This window comes from Pseudomonas sp. 1928-m (genome assembly GCF_029269135.1).
GTDB lineage: Bacteria > Pseudomonadota > Gammaproteobacteria > Pseudomonadales > Pseudomonadaceae > Aquipseudomonas.
Genome location: NZ_JARIXO010000003.1, coordinates 299,326 through 319,752, shown reverse-complemented (window position 1 = coordinate 319,752; position 20,427 = coordinate 299,326). Strand labels below are relative to the sequence as shown.

The following is a 20,427-nucleotide window of genomic DNA, read 5'->3' as shown; positions in this document are numbered from 1 at the left end:
GCCACACCTGAGCTGGTGGACAAGCTGCGCGTTGTCCACCCTACCCACTGCGCATATCCCGACGTAGCCCGGATGCAATCCGGGACGGACCACACCCGAGCCCCCGGATTACATCCGGGCTACGCCAGCGACGGCAATACCCCGCTCGGCAACAACGGGGTCAGCACGCGCTCGGCGAGCAGGGCATTGGCAGCCTCGATATCCGGGGCGAAGAAGCGGTCTTCCACGTAGTACGGCACCTGCGCACGCAGGGCCTGGCGCGCCTGCTCAAGCAGCGGTGAGCTTTTCAGCCCTTCGCGGAAATCCAGGCCCTGGCAGGCGCCCAGCCATTCGATGGCCAGTACGCCACGGGTGTTGGCGGCCATTTCCCACAGACGCTTGCCAGCAGCCGGGGCCATGGACACATGGTCTTCCTGATTCGCCGAGGTCGGCAGGCTGTCGACGCTGTGCGGGTGGGCCAGCGCCTTGTTCTCGCTGGCCAATGCGGCGGCGGTGACCTGGGCGATCATAAAGCCGGAGTTGACCCCACCATTGGCCACCAGGAACGGCGGCAACTGCGACATATGCTTGTCCATCATCAGCGAGGTGCGGCGTTCGCTCAGTGCACCGATTTCGGCGATGGCCAGGGCGATATTGTCGGCAGCCATGGCCACCGGCTCGGCGTGGAAGTTGCCACCGGAAATCACCTCGCCTTCGGCGGCAAACACCAGCGGGTTATCCGACACCGCGTTGGCCTCCACCGCCAGCACCTCGGCGGCCTGGCGCAGCTGGGTCAGGCAGGCGCCCATCACCTGCGGCTGGCAGCGCAGCGAATACGGGTCCTGCACCTTGTCGCAGGCTTCGTGGGAGCGACCGACCTCGCTGCTGTCGCCGAGCAGATGGCGATAGACCGCCGCTGCGTCGATCTGCCCACGTTGGCCGCGAGCCGCGTGGATGCGCGCATCAAAAGGCGCACGCGAGCCCAGCGCAGCTTCGACAGTCAGGCCGCCGCAGACGCTGGCCGCAGCGAACAGATCCTCGGCCTCGAACAAGCCGCGCAAAGCGTAGGCGGTGGACACCTGGGTGCCGTTAAGCAGCGCCAGACCTTCCTTGGCTGCCAGGGTCATCGGCTGCAAACCGGCGATGGCCAATGCCTCAGTTGCCGGCAGCCATTCGCCGCGATACCGCGCCTGGCTTTCACCGAGCAGCACCAGCGACATATGCGCCAGCGGCGCGAGGTCGCCGGAGGCACCGACCGAGCCCTTGAGTGGGATATGCGGGTAGACCTCGGCGTTGATCAGAGCGATCAGCGCCTCGATCACCTGACGGCGAATGCCAGAGAAGCCGCGCGCCAGGCTGTTGACCTTGAGCAGCATGATCAGCCGCACCATGGCGTCGTCCAGCGGCGCACCGATGCCGGCGGCATGCGACAGCACCAGCGAACGCTGCAGCTTTTCCAGGTCTTCATTAGCGATGCGGGTCGAGGCCAGCAGACCGAAACCGGTGTTGATGCCGTAAGCGGTACGGCCTTCGGCAATGATGCCGTTAACGCAGGCCACACTGGCCTCGATGGCGTTATGAGCGCTGGCATCAAGCCGTAACTGCAGCGGCGCCTGATAGGCGGCGCGCAGTTGGGCCAAGCTCAGTTGGCCGGGGGTCAGGGTAAACAGGCTCATGCATGGGCTCCTTGGGTTGCGCCAATCATAGGCAGGTCCAGGCCCTGCTCGCGGGCACACTCTACGGCAATCTCATAACCGGCATCGGCGTGACGCATCACCCCGGTGCCCGGGTCGTTGCGCAGCACGCGACCGAGGCGGACGCGGGCTTCTGGCGTGCCGTCGGCGACGATTACCACGCCGGAATGCTGCGAGTAACCCATACCAACGCCGCCACCGTGATGCAGCGACACCCAGGTCGCGCCGCCTGCGGTATTCAGCAGGGCGTTGAGCAACGGCCAGTCGGAGACGGCGTCGGAACCGTCCTGCATGGCTTCGGTTTCACGGTTGGGGCTGGCCACCGAGCCGGAGTCGAGGTGGTCGCGGCCGATCACAAKCGGCGCTTTCAGCTCGCCGCTGGCGACCATGTCGTTGAAGGCCTGAGCAAGGCGCGCGCGGTCTTTCAGGCCGACCCAGCAGATACGTGCCGGCAGGCCCTGGAAGCTGATGCGCTCGCGGGCCATGTCCAGCCAGTTGTGCAGGTGAGCGTCGTCCGGGATCAGCTCCTTGACCTTGGCATCGGTCTTGTAGATGTCCTCGGGGTCACCGGACAGCGCCACCCAGCGGAACGGGCCGATACCCTGGCAGAACAGCGGACGGATATAGGCCGGGACGAAACCAGGGAAATCGAAGGCGTTGTCGACACCCTCCTGCAAGGCCATCTGGCGGATATTGTTGCCGTAGTCGAAGGTCGGCACGCCCATCTGCTGGAAGGCCAGCATGGCGCGCACGTGCACGGCCATGGACTGCTTGGCGGCCTTGACCACCACGGCCTCCTCGGTTTTGCCACGGGCCACGTACTCGTCCCAGCTCCAGCCGGCCGGCAGGTAGCCGTGGCGCGGGTCGTGGGCACTGGTCTGGTCAGTGACCATATCCGGACGCACGCCGCGCTTGACCAGCTCCGGGAGGATCTCGGCGGCGTTGCCGCAGAGGGCGATGGACACCGCCTTGCCTTCGCTGCAGTACTTGTCGATACGCGCCAGGGCGTCGTCCAGATCGCTGGCCTGCTCGTCGACATAACGGGTCTTCAGGCGGAAATCGATACGCGACTGCTGACACTCGATATTCAGCGAACAGGCCCCGGCCAGAGTCGCCGCCAGCGGCTGCGCGCCGCCCATGCCGCCGAGGCCTGCAGTCAGTACCCACTTACCTTTGAGGTTGCCGCCGTAATGCTGGCGACCGGCCTCGACGAAGGTTTCATAGGTGCCCTGGACGATGCCCTGGCTGCCGATATAGATCCAGCTGCCAGCGGTCATCTGACCGTACATGGCCAGACCCTTGGCATCCAGTTCGTTGAAGTGCTCCCAGGTGGCCCAATGCGGCACCAAGTTGGAGTTGGCCAGCAGCACGCGCGGTGCGTCTTTGTGGGTTTCGAACACGCCCACCGGCTTGCCGGATTGAATCAGCAGGGTCTGGTTGTCTTCCAGGCGGGTCAGCACGTCGACGATCTTGTCATAGCATTCCCAGTTGCGCGCGGCGCGGCCGATGCCGCCATACACCACCAGTTCCTTGGGGTTCTCGGCCACTTCCGGGTCGAGGTTGTTCATCAGCATGCGCAGCGGCGCTTCGGTCAGCCAACTCTTGGCGGTCAGCGTGGTGCCACGGGCGGCGCGAATTTCGGTGTCACGGAAAAGGCTCATAGCAAGCTCCTTATCAACAGATCGTTAGGTGCGGGCGGCTTACAGCCAGCCCATGTAGAGCGCCAGGTAGCCCAACGGAATGCTGAACAACAGGCTTAAGAACGTGCGCTGCAGCCAGACCAGCAACAGGTCGCGCAGGCGCAGGGGAATTCGCGTGGCCAGCACGCAGGGAATCGAGGCAGAGAGAAACAGCACGCTGCTCACCGAGACGATGGCGGTGACGAACTTGACCAGCATGTCGGAGTCTTTCAGCAACATGGCCGGCAGGAACATCTCCGCCAGGCCGGACGAAATGGCGCGGGCCACCTGCATCGGCTCATGCAGGCCAAACAGCCAGGTCAGTGGGTAGAACAGCACGCCGAGGGCATCGAACAGCGGGGTGTATTTGGCGGCGAGTAAACCGAGCAGGCCGACGGCGAGGATGCTCGGCAGAATGGCGGCGGTCATGCGCAGGCCATCGACAAAGGTCTCGCGCAACGCGCTAAGCAGCGAGGGCGCGCAGGCCGCCTGGCTCAGGCCGGCACGCCAAGCATTGCCGAGGCGGCTTTCGCCCGCTTGCAGTTGCGGCTCGGGGCGGCTTTCGCTGGGCAGGCGTGACAAAGGATAGATACGCGCGCTGACCGCAGTGACGCTGAAGGTCACCAACATCGCGCTCCAGAAATACAGGTTCCAGATTTCCATCAGGCCCAGGGTCTTGGCGATGATCACCATAAAAGGCGCCGAAACGGTGGAGAAGCCGGTGGCGATAATCGCCGCCTCACGCACGCTGTAATGGCCCTGCTGGTACATGCGATCGGTGATCAGCAGGCCCACCGAGTAACTGCCGACGAACGAGGCCACGGCATCGATTGCCGACTTGCCCGGCGTGCGCCAGATCGGCCGCATCACCGGCTGCATCAGCACGCCGACCAGCTCCAGCAGACCGAAGCCGATCAGAAACACCAGGGCCAGCGCACCCAGCGGCACGATCAGCGCCAGGCTCAGCACCAGCTTGTCGAACAGAAACGGCAGCATGCCCGGCTGATACAGCGCTTCAGGCCCGACACGGAACAGATAGGCCACGCCGATCAGCAGACCGAACACCTTGAGCACGCTGAACACGGTGCGCGTCAGGTCGCCGCGCCAGCTGCCGCTAAACCAGGGCTGCAGCGCGCCGTAGAGCATAAATAGCATGGCAATAGTGATCACCAGCGGCCGTGCATGGGTTTGCAAGGCCGTGGCCGCATGGTCGAGGAGGATGGTGCTGCGCCCGCCGACTTCGAACGGCACAAAGAAGATCAGCAGACCGATCAGGCTGTAGCCGAGCAACCGGGCCAGGGCGCGCCCCTTGGACACGCTGGCAAACGCCGTGAGCTGTTCAGACATGACGGCTCTCCGCGCGCAACAAACAGGGTGCCTGGCTGCCGCCGCGGCGGTGCTGGGTGCTGGGTGTCATCTGTGCATTCCTCTGTATTTATTGTTGTCAGGGAAGTGGCCAAGTAGCGCTTAGCCGGTCAGGGTCAACAGGTGAATCAGCCGCGCCGCGACCTTGGCAGTGCGGCTGTCGATGTCGTGTTCGGGGTTGAGTTCGGCCAGGTCCATCAGGCGCAACTTGCCGCTGTCGCGCACGGTTTCCAGCAGCGGTTCGAGCAGCGCCAGGGGCACGCCACGCGCGGCCGGGGCGCTGACGCCTGGGGCTTCGCAGGCCGGCAGCACGTCGATATCGATGGTCAGGTAGATCGCGTCGCAGCCGGCGATAAAGGCCTGTAACTCGGCACTAAGCGCCGTCAGGCTGCCTTCGCGAATCTCGCGGTCTTCGCGCACCAGCACGTTCAGCTCGGCGGCGCGCTGGAACAAGGCGCGGGTATTGCTGGCGCGGCTGACGCCGAGGCAGGCATAGGCGAACGGCCAGCCACGTACGGCGCACTGCTCGGCAATCTGCGCGAACGGCGTGCCGGAGGAATGGGCATGGGCCGGGTCGCGCAGATCAAAATGCGCATCGAAATTGATAATGCCGATACGCGGCGCAGTGCCGCCCGCCATATGTTCGGCAATGCCCTGCCAACTGCCGAAAGCCACCTCATGGCCGCCACCTAGAACGACCGGCAGATGCCCCGCATCCAGCAGCGCGCAGACGTTATGGCCGAGGCGTGCCTGGGCGCTTTCCAGATCACCATCGGCGCACAGCACATCACCGGCGTCATAGGCCGCACCCTGGCGATGCCAGGCCAGGTTGGCCAACGCCTTGCGAATGGCCAGCGGCCCATTTACCGCGCCAACGCGGCCATGGTTACGGCGTACGCCTTCGTCGCTGGCGAAACCGAGCAGGGCGACGCCAGGCTGGCTGTCGGCGCTGAGCGCCTGAATGCGCTGGTGCCAGCGCGGGCTGTCGGCTTCCGGGTCGATACGGCCCTGCCAGAGCTGCATGGAATGACGATCAGCGTGCATGGCTGTTGGCCTCTTTGCTGTAGCTAATGGCGCCGTTGAAGATGCGCTGACGCAGCCGGCCCGGCTGGACTGCATAGGCCAGTTCGGCAGGTTGCTGCACATCCCACAGGCACAGATCGGCGGGGGCCCCAACCTCGATCCGCCCCAGGTCAGGGTGGCCGAGGGCGCGGGCGGCATGGGCGGTCATACCGGCCAGGGCTTCGCGCGGGGTCAAACGGAACAAGGTGCAGGCCTGGTTGAGGCACAGGGTCGGAAAGCAGATCGGCGAGGTGCCGGGGTTGGCATCGCTGGCCAGGGCCATCGGCACGTTGTACTGACGCAGCAGCGCGATGGGCGGCAACTGGGTTTCCCGCAGGGTGTAAAAGGCCCCCGGCAACAGGGTGGCCACGGTGCCGGCGGCAGCCATGGCCTGCACCCCGGCCTCATCGAGAAACTCGATATGGTCGGCCGAGAGGCCCTGATAACGCGCGGCCAGGGCGCTGGCACCCTGATTGGACAGCTGCTCGGCGTGCACCTTGATCGGCAGACCGTGGCGTTGCGCAGCCTGGAACACCAGCTCGCACTGCGCTGGGCTAAAGGCGATGTTTTCGCAGAACACATCCACCGCATCAGCCAGACCTTCGGCAACGGCCGCCGGGATCATCTCGTTGCACACCAGGGCGATATAGCCATCGCTATCGCCGGCGAACTCCGGCGGCAAGGCGTGGGCGCCGAGCAAGGTGGTGGTGATGCGCAGCGGCAGCAACTCGCCGAGGCGGCGGGCAACGCGCAGCATCTTCAATTCATCAGCGGTGCTCAGGCCATAGCCGGATTTGATTTCCAGGGTGGTCACACCGTCGTCCAGCAGCGCCTGCAAACGCGGCAGGCTCTGCGCCAGCAGCTCATCCTCGCTGGCAGCACGGGTGGCGCGCACGGTACTGAGAATGCCGCCGCCGGCCTTGGCGATCTCAGCGTAGCTGGCACCTTCGAGGCGCTGCTCGAATTCAGCGGCGCGGTTGCCGGCGTACACCAGATGCGTGTGGCAATCCACCAGACCCGGGGTCATCACCCCGCCACGCCCAGCTTCGAGCGCACCCTCAGCCATAGCTTCAGGAAACGCGCTGGTTGGCCACATGCCGGCTACCTTGCCATCCGCCACCAGCAGATTGATCGGCTCAGCCAGCGTGGCCAGGCCGTCGAACAGACAGAGCTCGCGCCACAACAGAGAGGGGGTGGATGAGGGCATGGAACGCTCCTTGATCGAAGTTGTATATACATTAGAAGCTGACCGGACAGTCGTCAACCCCATCCGTCGCCCAATAATTGCAGTCACGCCTCAGCCATGCCCCGGCCTTTGCCGCGAGAACCCACAGCAATCATCTAGATAGAGAGTGCGCACGAGGCTTTATTCGCCAGCAGGCGCAGACCAACGGCCGCATTCGACGCGCGCGCCATCTGGGCAGAACCGCCCATACAATGTATATACATATACCAAAGCCAACGATGAGATATCCCCGTGAGCATCCGCATTATCGACAGCCGTACTACCCGCCAAGTGCCGTGGAAGAATGGCCAGGGCGTCACCCTGGAACTGGCTATCGCCCCGCCCGGTGCCGGCCTGGAAGATTTCGACTGGCGTATCAGCAGCGCCAAGGTGGAGGCTGCCGGCGCCTTCTCGCACTTTCCCGGTATCGATCGCAGCCTGGCGCTGCTGAGCGGCGCGGGCTTGCGCCTGAATCTGCCGGAACCGGTGATCCTCGATGCGAGCAACCCCGTGCTGAGCTTTGCCGGCGAACTGGATGTGCAGGCCGAACTGCTCGACGGCCCGGTGCAGGACTTCAACCTGATGAGCCGCCGTGGGCGCTGGCAACAACGCCTGGAGTACAGTGAGCTGAAGGGCGAAGCAGGCTTCGACTGCAGTGAGGTGCTGTTTATCTACTGCATGGCAGGCAGCGCGCTGGACTGCCTGTTGCCGGATGGCAGCCGGATGCAGTTGACCGACGGCCAAGGCCTGCTGCTGGAGCAGGAAGCGGGGCGCTGCCGGTTGAGCAGCAGCGGCACTACCCGGCTACTGCTGGCCAGACTGGAGCGGGTGGGAAAATAGATTTTTGCAGCCTAAGAAAGGCTACGCACCCGCTAGCCATTGCATACATGGAGAGCGTGCGCCGTACGCCCCCCACGTAGGGCTCTTGCGGGTAGGTTGGGTTAAGGAGCAACGCGACGAAGCCCAACGAGACATGCCGCCGCTTGTTGGGCTTCGCTGCGCTCAACGCCAACCTACGATTTGTCGCCTCGCAACACGCAATGGGTACAGAGCCACAAAAAAGCCCCGGCTATTTAGGCCGGGGCTTTTTTGTAGCGACGCGGGCTTAGAACTGCGCAGCGTCGAGCAGGTACAGGCTCTCGCTACCAGCTTTGACCGAAGCAGTCAGCGAGTGGATACGCGGCAGCAGGCGGGCGAAGAAGAAACGCGCGGTGCCCAGTTTGCTCACGTAAAACTCGTCCTGATCCTGCTTGGCCAACGCGGTGCGTGCCATCAGGGCCCACATGTAGGCGTAGGCGGTGTAGCCAAACACCTGCAGGTACTCGACCGAGGCGGCGCCGACTTCGTTCGGGTTGGCCTTGGCGCGTTCCAGCAGATCGGCAGTCATCAGCTCCAGGTTGGCGATGGCGCCTTTCAGCGGCTCGATAAATTCGGCCAGGCTGCTGTCGGCGGAATCGGTGAAGGCTTTGATCTCTTCGGCGAAGTGCTTGTAGAACGCACCGCCGCTGCCAACCACTTTACGGCCGACCAGATCGAGCGCCTGGATACCGTTGGTGCCTTCGTAGATCTGGGTAATGCGGCAGTCGCGGATCAGCTGCTCCTGGCCCCACTCACGGATATAACCGTGGCCGCCGAAGATCTGCTGGCCATGGGTGGTGGTTTCCAGCGCCATGTCGGTGAGGAAGGCCTTGGCTACCGGGGTCAGCAGAGCAACCAGCTCTTCCGCGCGCTTGCGGGTGGCGGGCTCGATGCTGAACTTGGCGGTGTCGAGCTGCATAGCCACGTAGCTGGAGAAGGCACGACCGCCTTCGTTCAGCGCTTTCATGGTCAACAGCATGCGACGCACGTCCGGGTGCACGATGATCGGGTCGGCGGCTTTGTCCTTGGCGACCGGGCCGGTCGGCGCGCGGCTCTGGATACGGTCACGGGCGTATTCCACGGCGTTCTGGTAACTGCGTTCGCCCAGGGACAGGCCCTGGATGCCCACGCCCAGACGCTCGTAGTTCATCATGGTGAACATGGCGGCGAGGCCCTTGTTCGGCGCATCGACGATCCAGCCGGTGGCGCCGTCGAAGTTCATCACGCAGGTGGCCGAGGCCTTGATGCCCATCTTGTGCTCGATGGAACCGCAGGACAGCGCGTTCTTCTCGCCCAAGGAACCGTCGGCGTTGACCATGACTTTCGGCACCAGGAACAGCGAGATGCCTTTCGGGCCCGCTGGAGCATCTGGCAGCTTGGCCAATACCAGGTGAATGATGTTCTCGGTCAGGTCGTGCTCACCACCGGTGATAAAGATCTTGGTGCCGGACACCTTGAAGCTGCCATCAGCCTGCGGCTCGGCCTTGGTGCGGATAATGCCCAGGTCGGTACCAGCATGCGGCTCGGTCAAGCACATGGAACCGGCCCAGACGCCCGAATACATGTTCGGCAGGTATTTTTCTTTCAGCTCTTCGCTGGCGTGGGCGTTGATCGACAGGCAGGCGCCGGCCGTCAGCATCGGGTACAGGCCGAACGACAGGTTGGCCGAGTTGACCATTTCTTCGACCTGGGCCGAGATCGCCTTGGGCATGCCCATGCCGCCGAATACCGGGTCGCCACCGACGCCTACCCAGCCGCCTTCGGCGTAGGTTTTGTAGGCATCCGGGAAACCAGCTGGGGTTTTCACCGCGCCGTTGGCCCAGGAGCAACCTTCTTCGTCGCCGCTGCGGTTCAGCGGGGCGATCACGCCGCCGGTGACCTTGCCGGCTTCTTCGAGAATCGCCGCTGCAGTGTCTTCATCGACCACTTCAGCCAGGGCCGGCAATTGGGCCCACAGCTTGGAAACTTCAAACACTTCATTGAGCACGAAGCGCATATCGCGCAGGGGAGCTTTGTAGTCAGCCATGGGGCAAATCCTCGGACGAAGCAGCAGGTGTAAAGATGTGCAGGGAGTCTAACCGAACAACTTTTTAGACACATAGCGTCGCGTCATGACCGGCAGGTCACCATTCGTTTGTTAGGCCAGACAGGCTCTATGTAACGGCAAAACCCGCCGGATGGCGGGCTTTGCAGGGCTTGTAACCGTCGGTCAGAGGGCGAAGTGCTCGGCCGGCAAACGCATCAGGCACTCGCTGCCCGCCTCGGCACCGGCCAGGTGGGTGGCGGTACGCGGCAACAGGCGCTTGAAGTAGAACTCGCAGGTCGCCAGCTTGGCCTGATAGAACGCCGCCTCACCCGCACCCGCCGCCAGCTTCTGCTCGGCCACCAGGGCCATGCGCAGCCAGAAGTAGGCCAGGATGACGTAGCCGGAGTACATCAGGTAATCCATCGACGCCGCGCCGACTTCGTCCGGGTTCTTCATCGCAGCCATGCCGATCTTCTGGGTCAGCGTGCCCCACTGCTGGTTGAGCGTCGCCAGTTGCGCGACATAACCCTTGAACTGCGGATGCTCGGCCTGGGCCTCGCAGAACTTGTGGACGATCTTGGTAAAGCCGCGCAGCAGCTTGCCCTGGCTGCCGAGCACCTTGCGCCCGAGCAGGTCGAGGGCCTGGATGCCGTTGGTGCCTTCATAGATAGGTGCGATGCGGCAATCGCGGACCAGCTGCTCCATGCCCCACTCGCGGATAAAACCATGGCCGCCGAACACCTGCATGCCGTGGTTGGTCACCTCCAGGCCGGTCTCGGTCATAAAGGCTTTGCAGATCGGCGTGAGGAAGGCCAACAGGTTCTCCGCCTCTTCACGCTGCTCGGCGCTGTCGCCACGGTGCGCCTGGTCGATCAGCTGCGCGGTGAAATAGGCCAGCGCGCGATTGCCTTCGTTGAAGGCTTTCATGGTCAGCAGCATGCGCCGCACATCGGGGTGGACGATGATCGGGTCGGCGGCTTTATCTGGCGCTTTCGGCCCGGTCAGCGCACGCATCTGCAGGCGCTCAGTGGCGTACTTGATCGCGCCCTGGAAGCTGGTTTCACCCAGACACAGACCCTGCATGCCGGTGCCCAGGCGTGCGTGGTTCATCATGGTGAACATGCAGTTGAGGCCCTTGTTGGCCTCACCGATCAGGTAGCCGGTGGCACTGTCGAAGTTCATCACACAGGTGGCCGAGGCCTTGATGCCCATCTTGTGTTCGATTGAGCCGCAGCTGACGCCATTACGCTCGCCTGCCTGACCTTCAGCGCTGGGCAGGAACTTGGGCACGATAAACAGCGAGATGCCCTTGGTGCCGGCCGGCGCGTCGGGCAGTTTGGCCAGCACCAGATGCACGATGTTCTCGCTCATATCGTGCTCGCCGGCAGAGATAAAGATCTTGCTGCCGCTGACCGCATAGCTGCCGTCAGCCTGCGGTACGGCGCGGGTCTTGATCAGGCCCAGGTCGGTGCCGCAGTGGGCTTCGGTCAGGCACATGGTGCCGGTCCAGCTGCCTTCGGTGAGCTTGCTCAGGTAGGTCTGTTTCTGTGCTTCGGTACCGTGGGCGTGGATCGCCGACATTGCGCCGTGGGTCAGGCCGGGGTACATGCCCCAGGAGGTGTTGCTGGCGCCAACCATTTCGCCGATCAACAGACCGAGGGAATGCGGTAGTCCCTGACCGCCGTATGCCGGGTCCGCCGCCAGGCCGTTCCAGCCGCCTTCAACGTACTGAGCAAAGGCTTCCTTGAACCCCTTGGGCGTGATCACCACGCCGTCGTTGATCTGGCATTCCTCTTCATCGCCGGAGCGGTTCAGCGGGGCCAGTACCTGCTCACAGAACTTCGCACCCTCGGCGAGGATCGCGCTGACCATATCCGGGGTGGCGTCGCTGGCACCCATCGCGGCGTAGCCAGCATGAAAGTCGAAGACCTCGTCGATCAGAAAGTGCATATCGCGCAGGGGGGCTTTGTACTCGGGCATGCTGGCATCTCCGTCAGCTAGAGCGTGGATTAGCCCCCTACGCTACGGCTCACGCGCCGCCTCAACAATCACAGTGCAGATGCTGAATACACTGCCATTCGCCCTGGCAGCCTCAGGTGCGCGCGGAATCCAGCTTGACCGCGCCGCGCCGCTGACCATAACTGCGCACACAGTTACGCCCGGCGCCCTTGGCGTTATACAGCGCCTGGTCGGCGGCCTTGAGTACCTCCTCCGGGCTGCGTTGCTCCAATCCGCGCTCAGCCACGCCCATGCTGACGGTCACCGACACCTGACTCGCCGCGCTGCCGGCCCGCCGTGCACGCCCCTGTTTATCGTTCTGCGGGCGCTGCTGCTTGTCGCGCAGTTGAATGCGGTAGACCTCGATGGCCTGACGCACCACCTCGAGGTGCGGCAGACACTCGTCAAGCGTCTTGCCGGGGAACACCAAGGTGAATTCCTCGCCGCCATAACGGTAGGCCTTGCCCCCGCCGCCGATCTTGCGCAGCTGAGCCGCGACCAGGCGCAGCACCTGATCGCCGACATCGTGGCCGTGGGTGTCGTTGAATTTCTTGAAGTGGTCGACGTCGGCCATGGCGATCACATAGCTGCGGCCCAGGCGCTGCAGGCGCTCATTCAAGGCGCGGCGTCCCGGCAGGCCGGTAAGTTCGTCACGGAAGGCCATCTGATAGGCCTCGTGCGCCACGGCAGCAACCAGAATCAGCATGATCTGGCTGCTCATCACATTCAGTGCATTGGGCAGAATAAAGGTGTTCGGCAGCATCCACAGCAGGCCGCAAAGCCCCAGCAACTGCGCCGCATGCAACGGCCGCGGCGCACGCAGGTACTGCACCAGCAGCAGAATCAGACCGAGGATAAACACCGGGTAGGCCAGCTGCACCAGCGCCAGCCACTCGACCTGCAGCGCCGGCCAGCGCACCAGCGACAACCAGTGCAGCAACGCCTCGGGAAAGCGCTGCGCCAGGCCCACCGCTACCGCACTGACTGCCAGCAGCACAGCGGCGCGGGCGATCAGGTCCTGCAGCAGATGGGTACGCTCCTGCCAGGCGGCGTAAAGACTGTAGAGCAGCGGCAGCAACAGGCTACACAGATGAAAAATCAGCGCCGCATCACTGCGCACCTGTCCCGTGGCGCGGAAATGATCGACCTGGGTATCCAGCAGAAAGTAGCCGAGGTACAGCGTCAGCAGCAGAAACACTTCGCGCTGGCGGCCATAGACCAGGCAGAACGCGCCGCCGAGCAATAGCAGCAGGGTCGGCAGCACATTGAACAGCGAGGTGAAAAACTCGCTCAGCACCGCCAGCTGCGCCAACAGCAAGCCGCCGAGCAGAAGCAGCAGCGAAGGCAGAAAATGACTGAAGCGCACAGCAGCAAGACGCGACAAGACGGGCTCCACACAGCGATAAAAAGTGGACAACGCCGCGCAGTTTGCCTGTAACGAGCGCGATGCGCACGGAACCTGACAGGCAAATCGACAAGCTGCCTGGGACTTTTTATTCGCCCAAATAAAAACTGTCTGGAACAGTTTTAAACGTCGCGCGGCGACGGCCCGAAGGGTGGCTGCCAGGGATGGCCGGACACAAAAGCGCCGGGAGCGCTTTTGCGCGCAAGCCCCAAAGGGGTGAAGCACATGGATGTGCTGAACATAAAAAATGGCCAGGAGCGATTTTTAACGTCGCGCAGCGACGGCCCGCTGGGTGACTACCAAGGATGGCAGGCATAAAAAAACCGCCACCCCAAGAGGCAGCGGTTTTTCGACCTGCGCTGGAACTAAGGCTTAGTAGCCCAGAGCGAAGTGCTCTTCGTCCATGTCCATCAGGTTGTTGGCGCCGGACAGCATGGCCTCTACGTGGCTACGGGTACGCGGCAGGATGCGCGCGAAGTAGAAACGAGCGGTCTGCAGCTTGGCCTTGTAGAAGGCTTCGTCTTCAGTGCCGGCAGCGATTTTCTCGGCAGCCAGGCGCGCCATGTCAGCCCAGAAGTAGGCCAGGCAGACGTAGCCGGAGTACATCAGGTAGTCCACCGAAGCAGCACCGACTTCTTCGCGGTCTTTCATCGCTGCCATGCCCACTTTCATGGTCAGGTCGCCCCACTCCTTGTTCAGCTTGGCCAGAGGCTCGACGAACGCTTTAACGGCGTCGTTGGCTTCGTTGGCCTGGCAGAACTTGTGCACGATCTTGGTGAAGCCTTTCAGCGCTTCGCCTTGAGTCTGCAGCACTTTACGGCCCAGCAGGTCGAGTGCCTGGATACCGGTGGTGCCTTCGTACAGCATGGAGATACGGCTGTCGCGAACGTTCTGCTCCATGCCCCACTCGGCGATAAAGCCGTGGCCGCCATAGATCTGCACGCCGTGGTTGGCTGCTTCGAAGCCAACTTCGGTCATGAATGCTTTGGCGATAGGCGTGAGGAAAGCCAGCAGTGCGTCGGCTTGCTTCTTCTCGGCTTCGTCTTTGCTGTACTTGACGATATCAACCTGCTTGGCGGTGAAGTACACCATGGCGCGGTTGCCTTCGGCGAAAGCTTTCATGGTCAGCAGCATGCGACGCACGTCCGGGTGGACGATGATCGGGTCAGCGGCTTTTTCCGGCGCTTTCGGGCCAGTCAGGGAACGCATCTGCAGACGCTCGCGAGCGTACTTCAGGCCACCCTGGAAACCGATTTCAGCGTGAGCCAGACCTTGCAGAGCAGTACCCAGGCGAGCCGTGTTCATAAAGGTGAACATGCAGTTCAGGCCTTTGTTGGCTGGGCCGATCAGGTAACCGGTAGCGCCGTCGAAGTTCATCACGCAGGTGGCGTTACCGTGGATGCCCATCTTGTGCTCAAGCGAGCCACAGGAAACGGCGTTACGTGCGCCAACGGTGCCGTCAGCGTTAACCGAGAACTTCGGCACGATAAACAGCGAGATGCCTTTGGTGCCTTGCGGCGCGTCGGGCAGGCGGGCCAGCACGATGTGGACGATGTTATCGGCCATGTCGTGTTCGCCAGCGGAGATAAAGATCTTGGTGCCGGAAACCTTGTACGAACCGTCAGCCTGAGGCTCGGCCTTGGTACGCAGCATGCCCAGGTCGGTGCCGCAATGCGGCTCGGTCAGGCACATGGTGCCGGTCCACTCGCCGGATACCAGCTTGGTCAGGTAGGTGTGCTTCTGCTCGTCGGTGCCGTGCTCGGAGATGGTGTTCATCGCGCCGTGCGACAGGCCTGGGTACATGCCCCACGACCAGTTCGAGGTGCCGACCATTTCGCTGACAACCAGACCCAGGGACTCCGGCAGGCCTTGGCCGCCGTGGTCAACGTCGTGAGCCAGGCTCGGCCAGCCACCTTCTACATACTGCTTGTAGGCAGCTTTGAAGCCGGTTGGGGTTTTCACGCCTTCGGCGGACCAGGTGCAACCTTCGGTGTCACCTACACGATTCAGTGGCGAAAGCACTTGCTCACAGAACTTGGCGCCTTCTTCAAGGATGGCGTCGACCATGTCCGGAGTAGCGTCCTGGCAGCCAGGCAGGCTCTGATAATGCGCTTCGTAGCCGAGCAGTTCGTCGCGTACGAAACGGATATCACGCAAGGGGGCCTTGTAATCAGGCATAGCGGTTAACCTCTGCGGTGGATTCTTAGTGTGTAGGTGACCGGATATTCGGTCGTTTTCGGGAGCAATCCCGGCGCTCGCCTGCCCCTTGGCAACCGAGCTAATCAAACAAGCGTTTGAAACATACGTTTATGCCTATTTAATGTCAAGCACCCCTAACGCCGTTCAGGCCACCAGATCGACAACCGGGGCCGGCGTCTGCAAACCGCTGAGCTGCCTGTACAGATCAAGACTAGGTGGTGGCGGCAGATCCTGCTGGACGGGCGCGGTGGATTTTTCCTCCTCCTCGGGCTTCTTTTCGTCCTCTTGTTTACGCTGCTCGGCACGCGCTTCACTGGCGGCCTCTGCCTCACTGCGCTGCTGTTGCGCCAACTGGGCACGCGCTTCGGCCATTTGCGCCTGGGCTTGCGCCGCCACCTGACGATCCTGCGCCGACGGCTCGGCAGGTGCCAGGGCCGCGCGAATCACCACCTCCATCTTGCGCAGGGTGGCTTCGGGGTCGTTGGGGATCGGACTGGTATCGATGCCCACCTCACCGCCTACCGCATAGCGCTTGCCGTCCGGGCCGCGCTCATAAGTGTAAGTCGGTGCACCGGCATAGCGCCCACCGACGGCAGCGTGCGCCTGCTCGTGGGTGCGCACCTCCTGATCACGGCTGACCAGTTTGGCAATTTCCAGTTGCTCAAGGCGTTGCTGCTGCGGGCTGGGCTCGCCTTCGCGGCTTTTGGCTTTATCGGGATTGGCCGAGGTGTCGGCAGGTTTATCGGCCTCTTCACGCGCCGACGCCGATTGCTCATCGGCCAGCGGTTGGGCGGCAGTTATCGGCGCCTGGGCGGCGCGGGTAATATCGGGGGACACATCAGGGGAAACATTGGACGCAAGAGGCCGAGCCGGCAGTAGAGTTGCTGCAGGCGCAGGATAAGACGTTGCGCCGCCAATCTGCATGCAATGACTCCTCGCCCCTGACTGCTAAAACTCCGTAACAGAGCCGGACTACGCTAGGGGCAAGCGTATCAAGCCGTGGTGTCGATCAGGGTGCCGAGCACCTCATCGGCAGTCTTCACCACTTTGGCGCCCGCTTCCGCCTCATTCTGACCTTGGCGCAGGGCGACCAGACTTTCCGCCAGATCGGGGCGAGTCTGCTCGGCCGAGCTCGGCGCAGGGTTGACCTGATTGGCCGGCGGCGTGGAGGTCGGCTGCTGTGGCTGGGTAACCGCATTGCTGGCGATATCCGCCGCAGCCTGATCGACCCGGCGCTGGCCGGACTGAATGGTGCTGATGCCCGAGTTGAAAGCGCTTCCAGAAATTTCCATGCCCAAGCTCCCGCTATGGCAAACCACTAACGGCTTAATTGAAGCAGAAATTGCTCGAAAAACGTACAAGCAAAAGGCTATGGCACTTGGCCTGCTTATAGCGCGCGGTGCAATAGATCGAGATTGAGATAGCCAGAAACCGCAGCCGGCGTGGCCTCGGCCAGGCGCGGCAGATAACCCAGACAGGGTGCAGGCAGGCGCTCGGCCAGGGTCGCCAGATTGTCCCCAAGGCGCGAGGTGTGCGGGTCGACCAGATTGGCCACCCAGCCCGCCAGCGGCAGGCCGTCGCGCAGGATGGCTTCAGCGGTGAGCAATGCCTGGTTGATGCAGCCCAGGCGCACGCCGACCACCAGAATCACCGGCAACTGCAGGGCAATCGCCAGATCCGAAAGCGCCGCATCCCCGGCCAGCGGTACGCGCCAGCCACCCGCACCTTCGACCAGGGTGAAGTCCGCCTGCTTGTCCAGAATCGCCTGCACCGGCCCTTGCAGCGCGGCAACATCCAGCAATACACCCGCCTCGCGCGCAGCCAGATGCGGGGCAATCGCCGGCTCGAATGCCAGCGGATTGACCTCTTCATAGCGCAGCGCCAGGGTGCATTCACCAAGCAGCGCCAGGGCGTCGTCGTTGCGCAGGCCATCCACTGTGCGCACGCAGCCGGATGCCACCGGTTTGGCCGCCGCAGTCGACAACCCCGCCATTCGTGCCGCGTGCAGCAGCCCGGCGGCGATGGTGGTTTTGCCGATTTCTGTATCGGTGCCGGTCACGAAAAATGCTTGGCTCATAAAGATCTCTGGTGAGGAGTAGTGACGACGTGCTGCAGACATTCAGGGCAGGCCGCGCTTATCTCAACCCTTGCGCAATACGCCGTAAACCACCTGATAGGTCGCCGGCAGGCCTTGCGGCTGACGGAACTGTTCGTAGGCATTGAGCAGCGCCAGCATGCGCGCCCGCCCGGTCAGGCCACCTGGACGGCCGGGGTTGAGGTTATGCGCGCCGAGAGCTTTCAGCTCATGGGTCAGGCTGCGTACATCGGGGTAATAAAGCGTCTCAGACGTGGCTTGCAGGCTGAGCAGCGTCAGCCCGCTGTCACCGCACAGCTGCTGATAATCCTCAAAGCGGCGGAAGCGATTGACGTGGACAAAACCATCCACCGCCTGCCAGCTGTCGCGCAGCTCCTGCAGGGTGCCGACGCACAGGCTGCTAAAGGCCAATACACCACCAGGCCTGAGTACCCGCGCGGCTTCGCCAAGCACGGCGGAAAAGTCCGCGCACCACTGCAAGGCCAGACTGGAGAACAGCAGGTCGCAGGACGCACTTTGCAACGGCAAACGCTCGGCATCGCCGGCAATAAACTGCTGCGCGCCGCCCAGGGGCCGGGCGTGCTGCAACATACCTTCGGCGATATCCAGAGCTACGCCCTGGCTGGCAGGAAAACGCTCACCCAGCGCGCGACTGAAATAGCCGGTGCCACAGCCTAGATCGAGCCAACGAGCCGGGCTGATCGCCGCCGGCAACTGCCCTAGCAACTGCTGGCCGACACTGCGTTGCAGAGCCGCCACGCTGTCATAGCTCTGCGCCGCGCGGGAGAACGACGCCGCTACCTGACGTTTATCCGGCAGGCCGCCGAGTGGGTTATGCGCCAGATCAGTCATCACCGGCCTCATGCAGAAAGGCCTGAATCGCCGCGGCAATTTCATGCGGGCGCTCCAGGGCAAAAGCGTGACTGGCGTTATCGATCAGACCGATCTCGACATCCGGTAGCAGCGCCAGCAAGGCCGGGGCGGCAGCCGCAGGCACCAGCGCATCCTGGCCGGCAAACAGATGCAACTGCGGGCCGACAAAGGCTTGCAGCGCTGCGCGCGTGTCCAGGTTGGCGAGCAGATCCAGCCCGGCCAGCAGTGCCTCGGGCTGCACCTGCGGAGCCGCCGCTAGCAACTGCCGCGACAGGCCGCGAGCATCCGCCGCGCCCTGGGCGCAAAGTAGGGTAAACCGCTTCAGGGTGGCGGACGCATCAACGGCGCAGCCCTGGCGGAAAGCCTTAAACGTCTCGGCAGGCATAGCCGCAGGCCAGCCTGGCTCAGCAACAAAACGCAGATTGCTGGCCAGAGTCAGCAGCCCGCTGCAGCGTTCGCCACGCCGCGCCGCCAGTTCAGCGGCAAGCATGCCGCCGAGGGACCAGCCGCCAAGCCAGGCATCCTCAGGCAGGTTGGCGTCGAGTTCGTCCAGCCAGTCGGCTGGGTCGCTAGAAACCAATAAAGGCAGCGGTTCGACCTGCACCTGCAAACGCGGATCGAGGCCGCGCAAGGCCTCGGCCAGCGGCTGCAGAGGCGCAGTGCCAAGGCCCCAGCCAGGCAACAGAATCAGTCGATCACGCACGGGCGGCAGCCTCGCCAGTGAGCAACGGCCAGCATTCGGCCAGGGCTTCCAGCAGCAGCTCCAGCTGCGCCAGGCTATGCGCGGCGGAAAGAGTCACACGCAGACGTGCGCTGCCGGCCGGCACGGTGGGCGGACGAATTGCGGTGACCAACAGACCGCGCTCGCGCAGCATCTGCGACAGCTGCATGGCGAGGCCGCTGTCGCCGATCAGGATCGGCTGAATCGGCGTTGCACTGTCCATCAACTCCAGGCCGATGGCCTGGGCGCCCTGGCGAAAACGCTGGATCAGGGCATTCAGATGCTCGCGGCGCCAGTGTTCGCTGCGCAGCAACTCCAGACTTTTCAGGGTGGCGCAGGCCAGTGCCGGCGGCTGACTGGTGGTGTAGATATAAGGCCGGGCGAACTGCACCAGGGTCTCGATCAACTCCTCGCTGCCGGCGACAAAGGCGCCAGCGGTGCCAAAGGCTTTGCCCAGGGTGCCGACCAGCACCTGCACATCGTCGACGCCCAAGCCGAAGTGCTCGACGATGCCGCCGCCGGTGGCGCCCAGCGGGCCGAAACCATGGGCATCATCGACCATCACCCAGGCATTGGCGCGGCGCGCTTCGGCGCACAGTGAAGGCAGATCAGCCAGGTCGCCATCCATGCTGAATACGCCATCGGTGACGATCAGGGTATTGCCGCTGACCTTGCGCAGGCGATTGGCCAGGCTGACGCCATCGTTATGCAGGTAACGGGAAAAGCGTGCGCCACTGAGCAGGCCGGCATCCAGCAAGGAGGCATGGTTAAGCCGATCCTCCAGCACGCTATCGCCCTGCCCGACCAGCGCGGTGACCGCACCGAGGTTGGCCATATAACCGGTGGAAAACAGCAGCGCACGGGGGCGCCCGGTGAACTCGGCCAGCGCTTCTTCGAGCTGGTGATGCGGCGTGCTGTGGCCGATCACCAGATGCGAGGCGCCGCCGCCCACGCCCCACTTCTGCGCACCGGCGCGCCAGGCTTCGATCACCTGCGGATGATTGGCCAGGCCGAGGTAATCGTTGGAGCAGAAGGCCAACAGCTCACGGCCATCGACCTGCACCAGCGGCCCCTGCGGTGATTCCAGCAGCGGGCGTTGGCGATAAAGGTTGGCAGCGCGGCGCTCGGCCAGGCGAGTAGAAAGATCGAACGGCATGCAAGCCTCGGGGGAGCATGGAAGTAGGAGCGGGGGGGACGCCTAGTCCCATGCCCGCGAAATGCTCACAGCCTTCGCGGGCATGGCCCGCT

Annotated in this window: 16 protein-coding genes; 1 reads left to right on the top strand and 15 read right to left on the bottom strand. The window is 63.5% G+C overall.

Going from position 1 to position 20,427, the window contains the following annotated elements; translation table 11 throughout:
• Positions 1 to 119 precede the first annotated feature (119 nt).
• The 5 genes from hutH to hutI all read right to left on the bottom strand — a co-directional run bounded on the left by hutH (position 120) and on the right by hutI (position 6,986).
• On the bottom strand, positions 120 to 1,655 hold the full coding sequence (gene hutH, locus P3C18_RS13410; RefSeq protein WP_275962346.1) for a histidine ammonia-lyase: 1,536 nt from the start codon (positions 1,653 to 1,655) through the stop codon (positions 120 to 122).
• Positions 1,652 to 3,334: a urocanate hydratase gene (hutU, locus tag P3C18_RS13405; RefSeq protein WP_275962345.1), complete on the bottom strand. Its 1,683-nt coding sequence runs from the start codon at positions 3,332 to 3,334 to the stop codon at positions 1,652 to 1,654. Before hutU ends, hutH begins: the two co-directional genes overlap by 4 nt.
• A gap of 39 nt (positions 3,335 to 3,373) precedes the next feature.
• Positions 3,374 to 4,699 carry a YjiH family protein gene (locus tag P3C18_RS13400; protein ID WP_275962344.1) on the bottom strand — a complete coding sequence of 442 codons (1,326 nt, stop codon included), beginning with the start codon at positions 4,697 to 4,699 and terminating at the stop codon, positions 3,374 to 3,376.
• 120 nt (positions 4,700 to 4,819) lie between these two features.
• The gene (hutG, locus tag P3C18_RS13395; RefSeq protein WP_275962343.1) at positions 4,820 to 5,761 is read right to left on the bottom strand and encodes a formimidoylglutamase; all 942 of its coding nucleotides are present in this window, start codon (positions 5,759 to 5,761) and stop codon (positions 4,820 to 4,822) included.
• Positions 5,751 to 6,986, bottom strand: a complete 1,236-nt coding sequence (gene hutI, locus P3C18_RS13390; protein WP_275962342.1) for an imidazolonepropionase — start codon at positions 6,984 to 6,986, stop codon at positions 5,751 to 5,753. The genes hutG and hutI overlap by 11 nt, the downstream gene beginning before the upstream one ends.
• A gap of 270 nt (positions 6,987 to 7,256) precedes the next feature.
• Here hutI and P3C18_RS13385 point away from each other — a divergent pair, with 270 nt between their 5' ends.
• Positions 7,257 to 7,844: a HutD family protein gene (locus tag P3C18_RS13385; RefSeq protein WP_275962341.1), complete on the top strand. Its 588-nt coding sequence runs from the start codon at positions 7,257 to 7,259 to the stop codon at positions 7,842 to 7,844.
• Positions 7,845 to 8,109: 265 nt separating this feature from the next.
• Here the strand turns inward: P3C18_RS13385 and P3C18_RS13380 are convergent, their stop codons facing one another.
• From P3C18_RS13380 to bioF, 10 genes are all read right to left on the bottom strand, one after another.
• Entirely contained in the window at positions 8,110 to 9,888 is a 1,779-nt protein-coding gene (locus P3C18_RS13380; protein ID WP_275962340.1) for an acyl-CoA dehydrogenase C-terminal domain-containing protein, read from the bottom strand.
• 183 nt (positions 9,889 to 10,071) lie between these two features.
• The gene (locus P3C18_RS13375; protein ID WP_275962339.1) at positions 10,072 to 11,868 is read right to left on the bottom strand and encodes an acyl-CoA dehydrogenase C-terminal domain-containing protein; all 1,797 of its coding nucleotides are present in this window, start codon (positions 11,866 to 11,868) and stop codon (positions 10,072 to 10,074) included.
• Between the two features lie 112 nt (positions 11,869 to 11,980).
• Entirely contained in the window at positions 11,981 to 13,270 is a 1,290-nt protein-coding gene (locus tag P3C18_RS13370; RefSeq protein ID WP_275962338.1) for a GGDEF domain-containing protein, read from the bottom strand.
• A gap of 393 nt (positions 13,271 to 13,663) precedes the next feature.
• On the bottom strand, positions 13,664 to 15,469 hold the full coding sequence (locus P3C18_RS13365; RefSeq protein ID WP_275962337.1) for a phenylacyl-CoA dehydrogenase: 1,806 nt from the start codon (positions 15,467 to 15,469) through the stop codon (positions 13,664 to 13,666).
• A 165-nt stretch (positions 15,470 to 15,634) separates the two neighbouring features.
• Positions 15,635 to 16,327, bottom strand: coding sequence for a putative metalloprotease CJM1_0395 family protein (locus tag P3C18_RS13360; protein ID WP_346015631.1), 693 nt, complete (start codon positions 16,325 to 16,327; stop codon positions 15,635 to 15,637).
• A gap of 155 nt (positions 16,328 to 16,482) precedes the next feature.
• Positions 16,483 to 16,782: a hypothetical protein gene (locus tag P3C18_RS13355; RefSeq protein ID WP_160014726.1), complete on the bottom strand. Its 300-nt coding sequence runs from the start codon at positions 16,780 to 16,782 to the stop codon at positions 16,483 to 16,485.
• A gap of 95 nt (positions 16,783 to 16,877) precedes the next feature.
• Positions 16,878 to 17,567, bottom strand: coding sequence for a dethiobiotin synthase (bioD, locus tag P3C18_RS13350; RefSeq protein WP_275962335.1), 690 nt, complete (start codon positions 17,565 to 17,567; stop codon positions 16,878 to 16,880).
• A gap of 63 nt (positions 17,568 to 17,630) precedes the next feature.
• The gene (gene bioC, locus P3C18_RS13345) at positions 17,631 to 18,437 is read right to left on the bottom strand and encodes a malonyl-ACP O-methyltransferase BioC (RefSeq protein WP_275962334.1); all 807 of its coding nucleotides are present in this window, start codon (positions 18,435 to 18,437) and stop codon (positions 17,631 to 17,633) included.
• Positions 18,430 to 19,161: an alpha/beta fold hydrolase gene (locus P3C18_RS13340; RefSeq protein WP_275962333.1), complete on the bottom strand. Its 732-nt coding sequence runs from the start codon at positions 19,159 to 19,161 to the stop codon at positions 18,430 to 18,432. The genes bioC and P3C18_RS13340 overlap by 8 nt, the downstream gene beginning before the upstream one ends.
• A complete protein-coding gene (bioF, locus tag P3C18_RS13335; RefSeq protein ID WP_275962332.1) occupies positions 19,154 to 20,335 on the bottom strand; it encodes an 8-amino-7-oxononanoate synthase in 1,182 nt (393 codons plus the stop codon). Before bioF ends, P3C18_RS13340 begins: the two co-directional genes overlap by 8 nt.
• Positions 20,336 to 20,427: the final 92 nt, after the last annotated feature.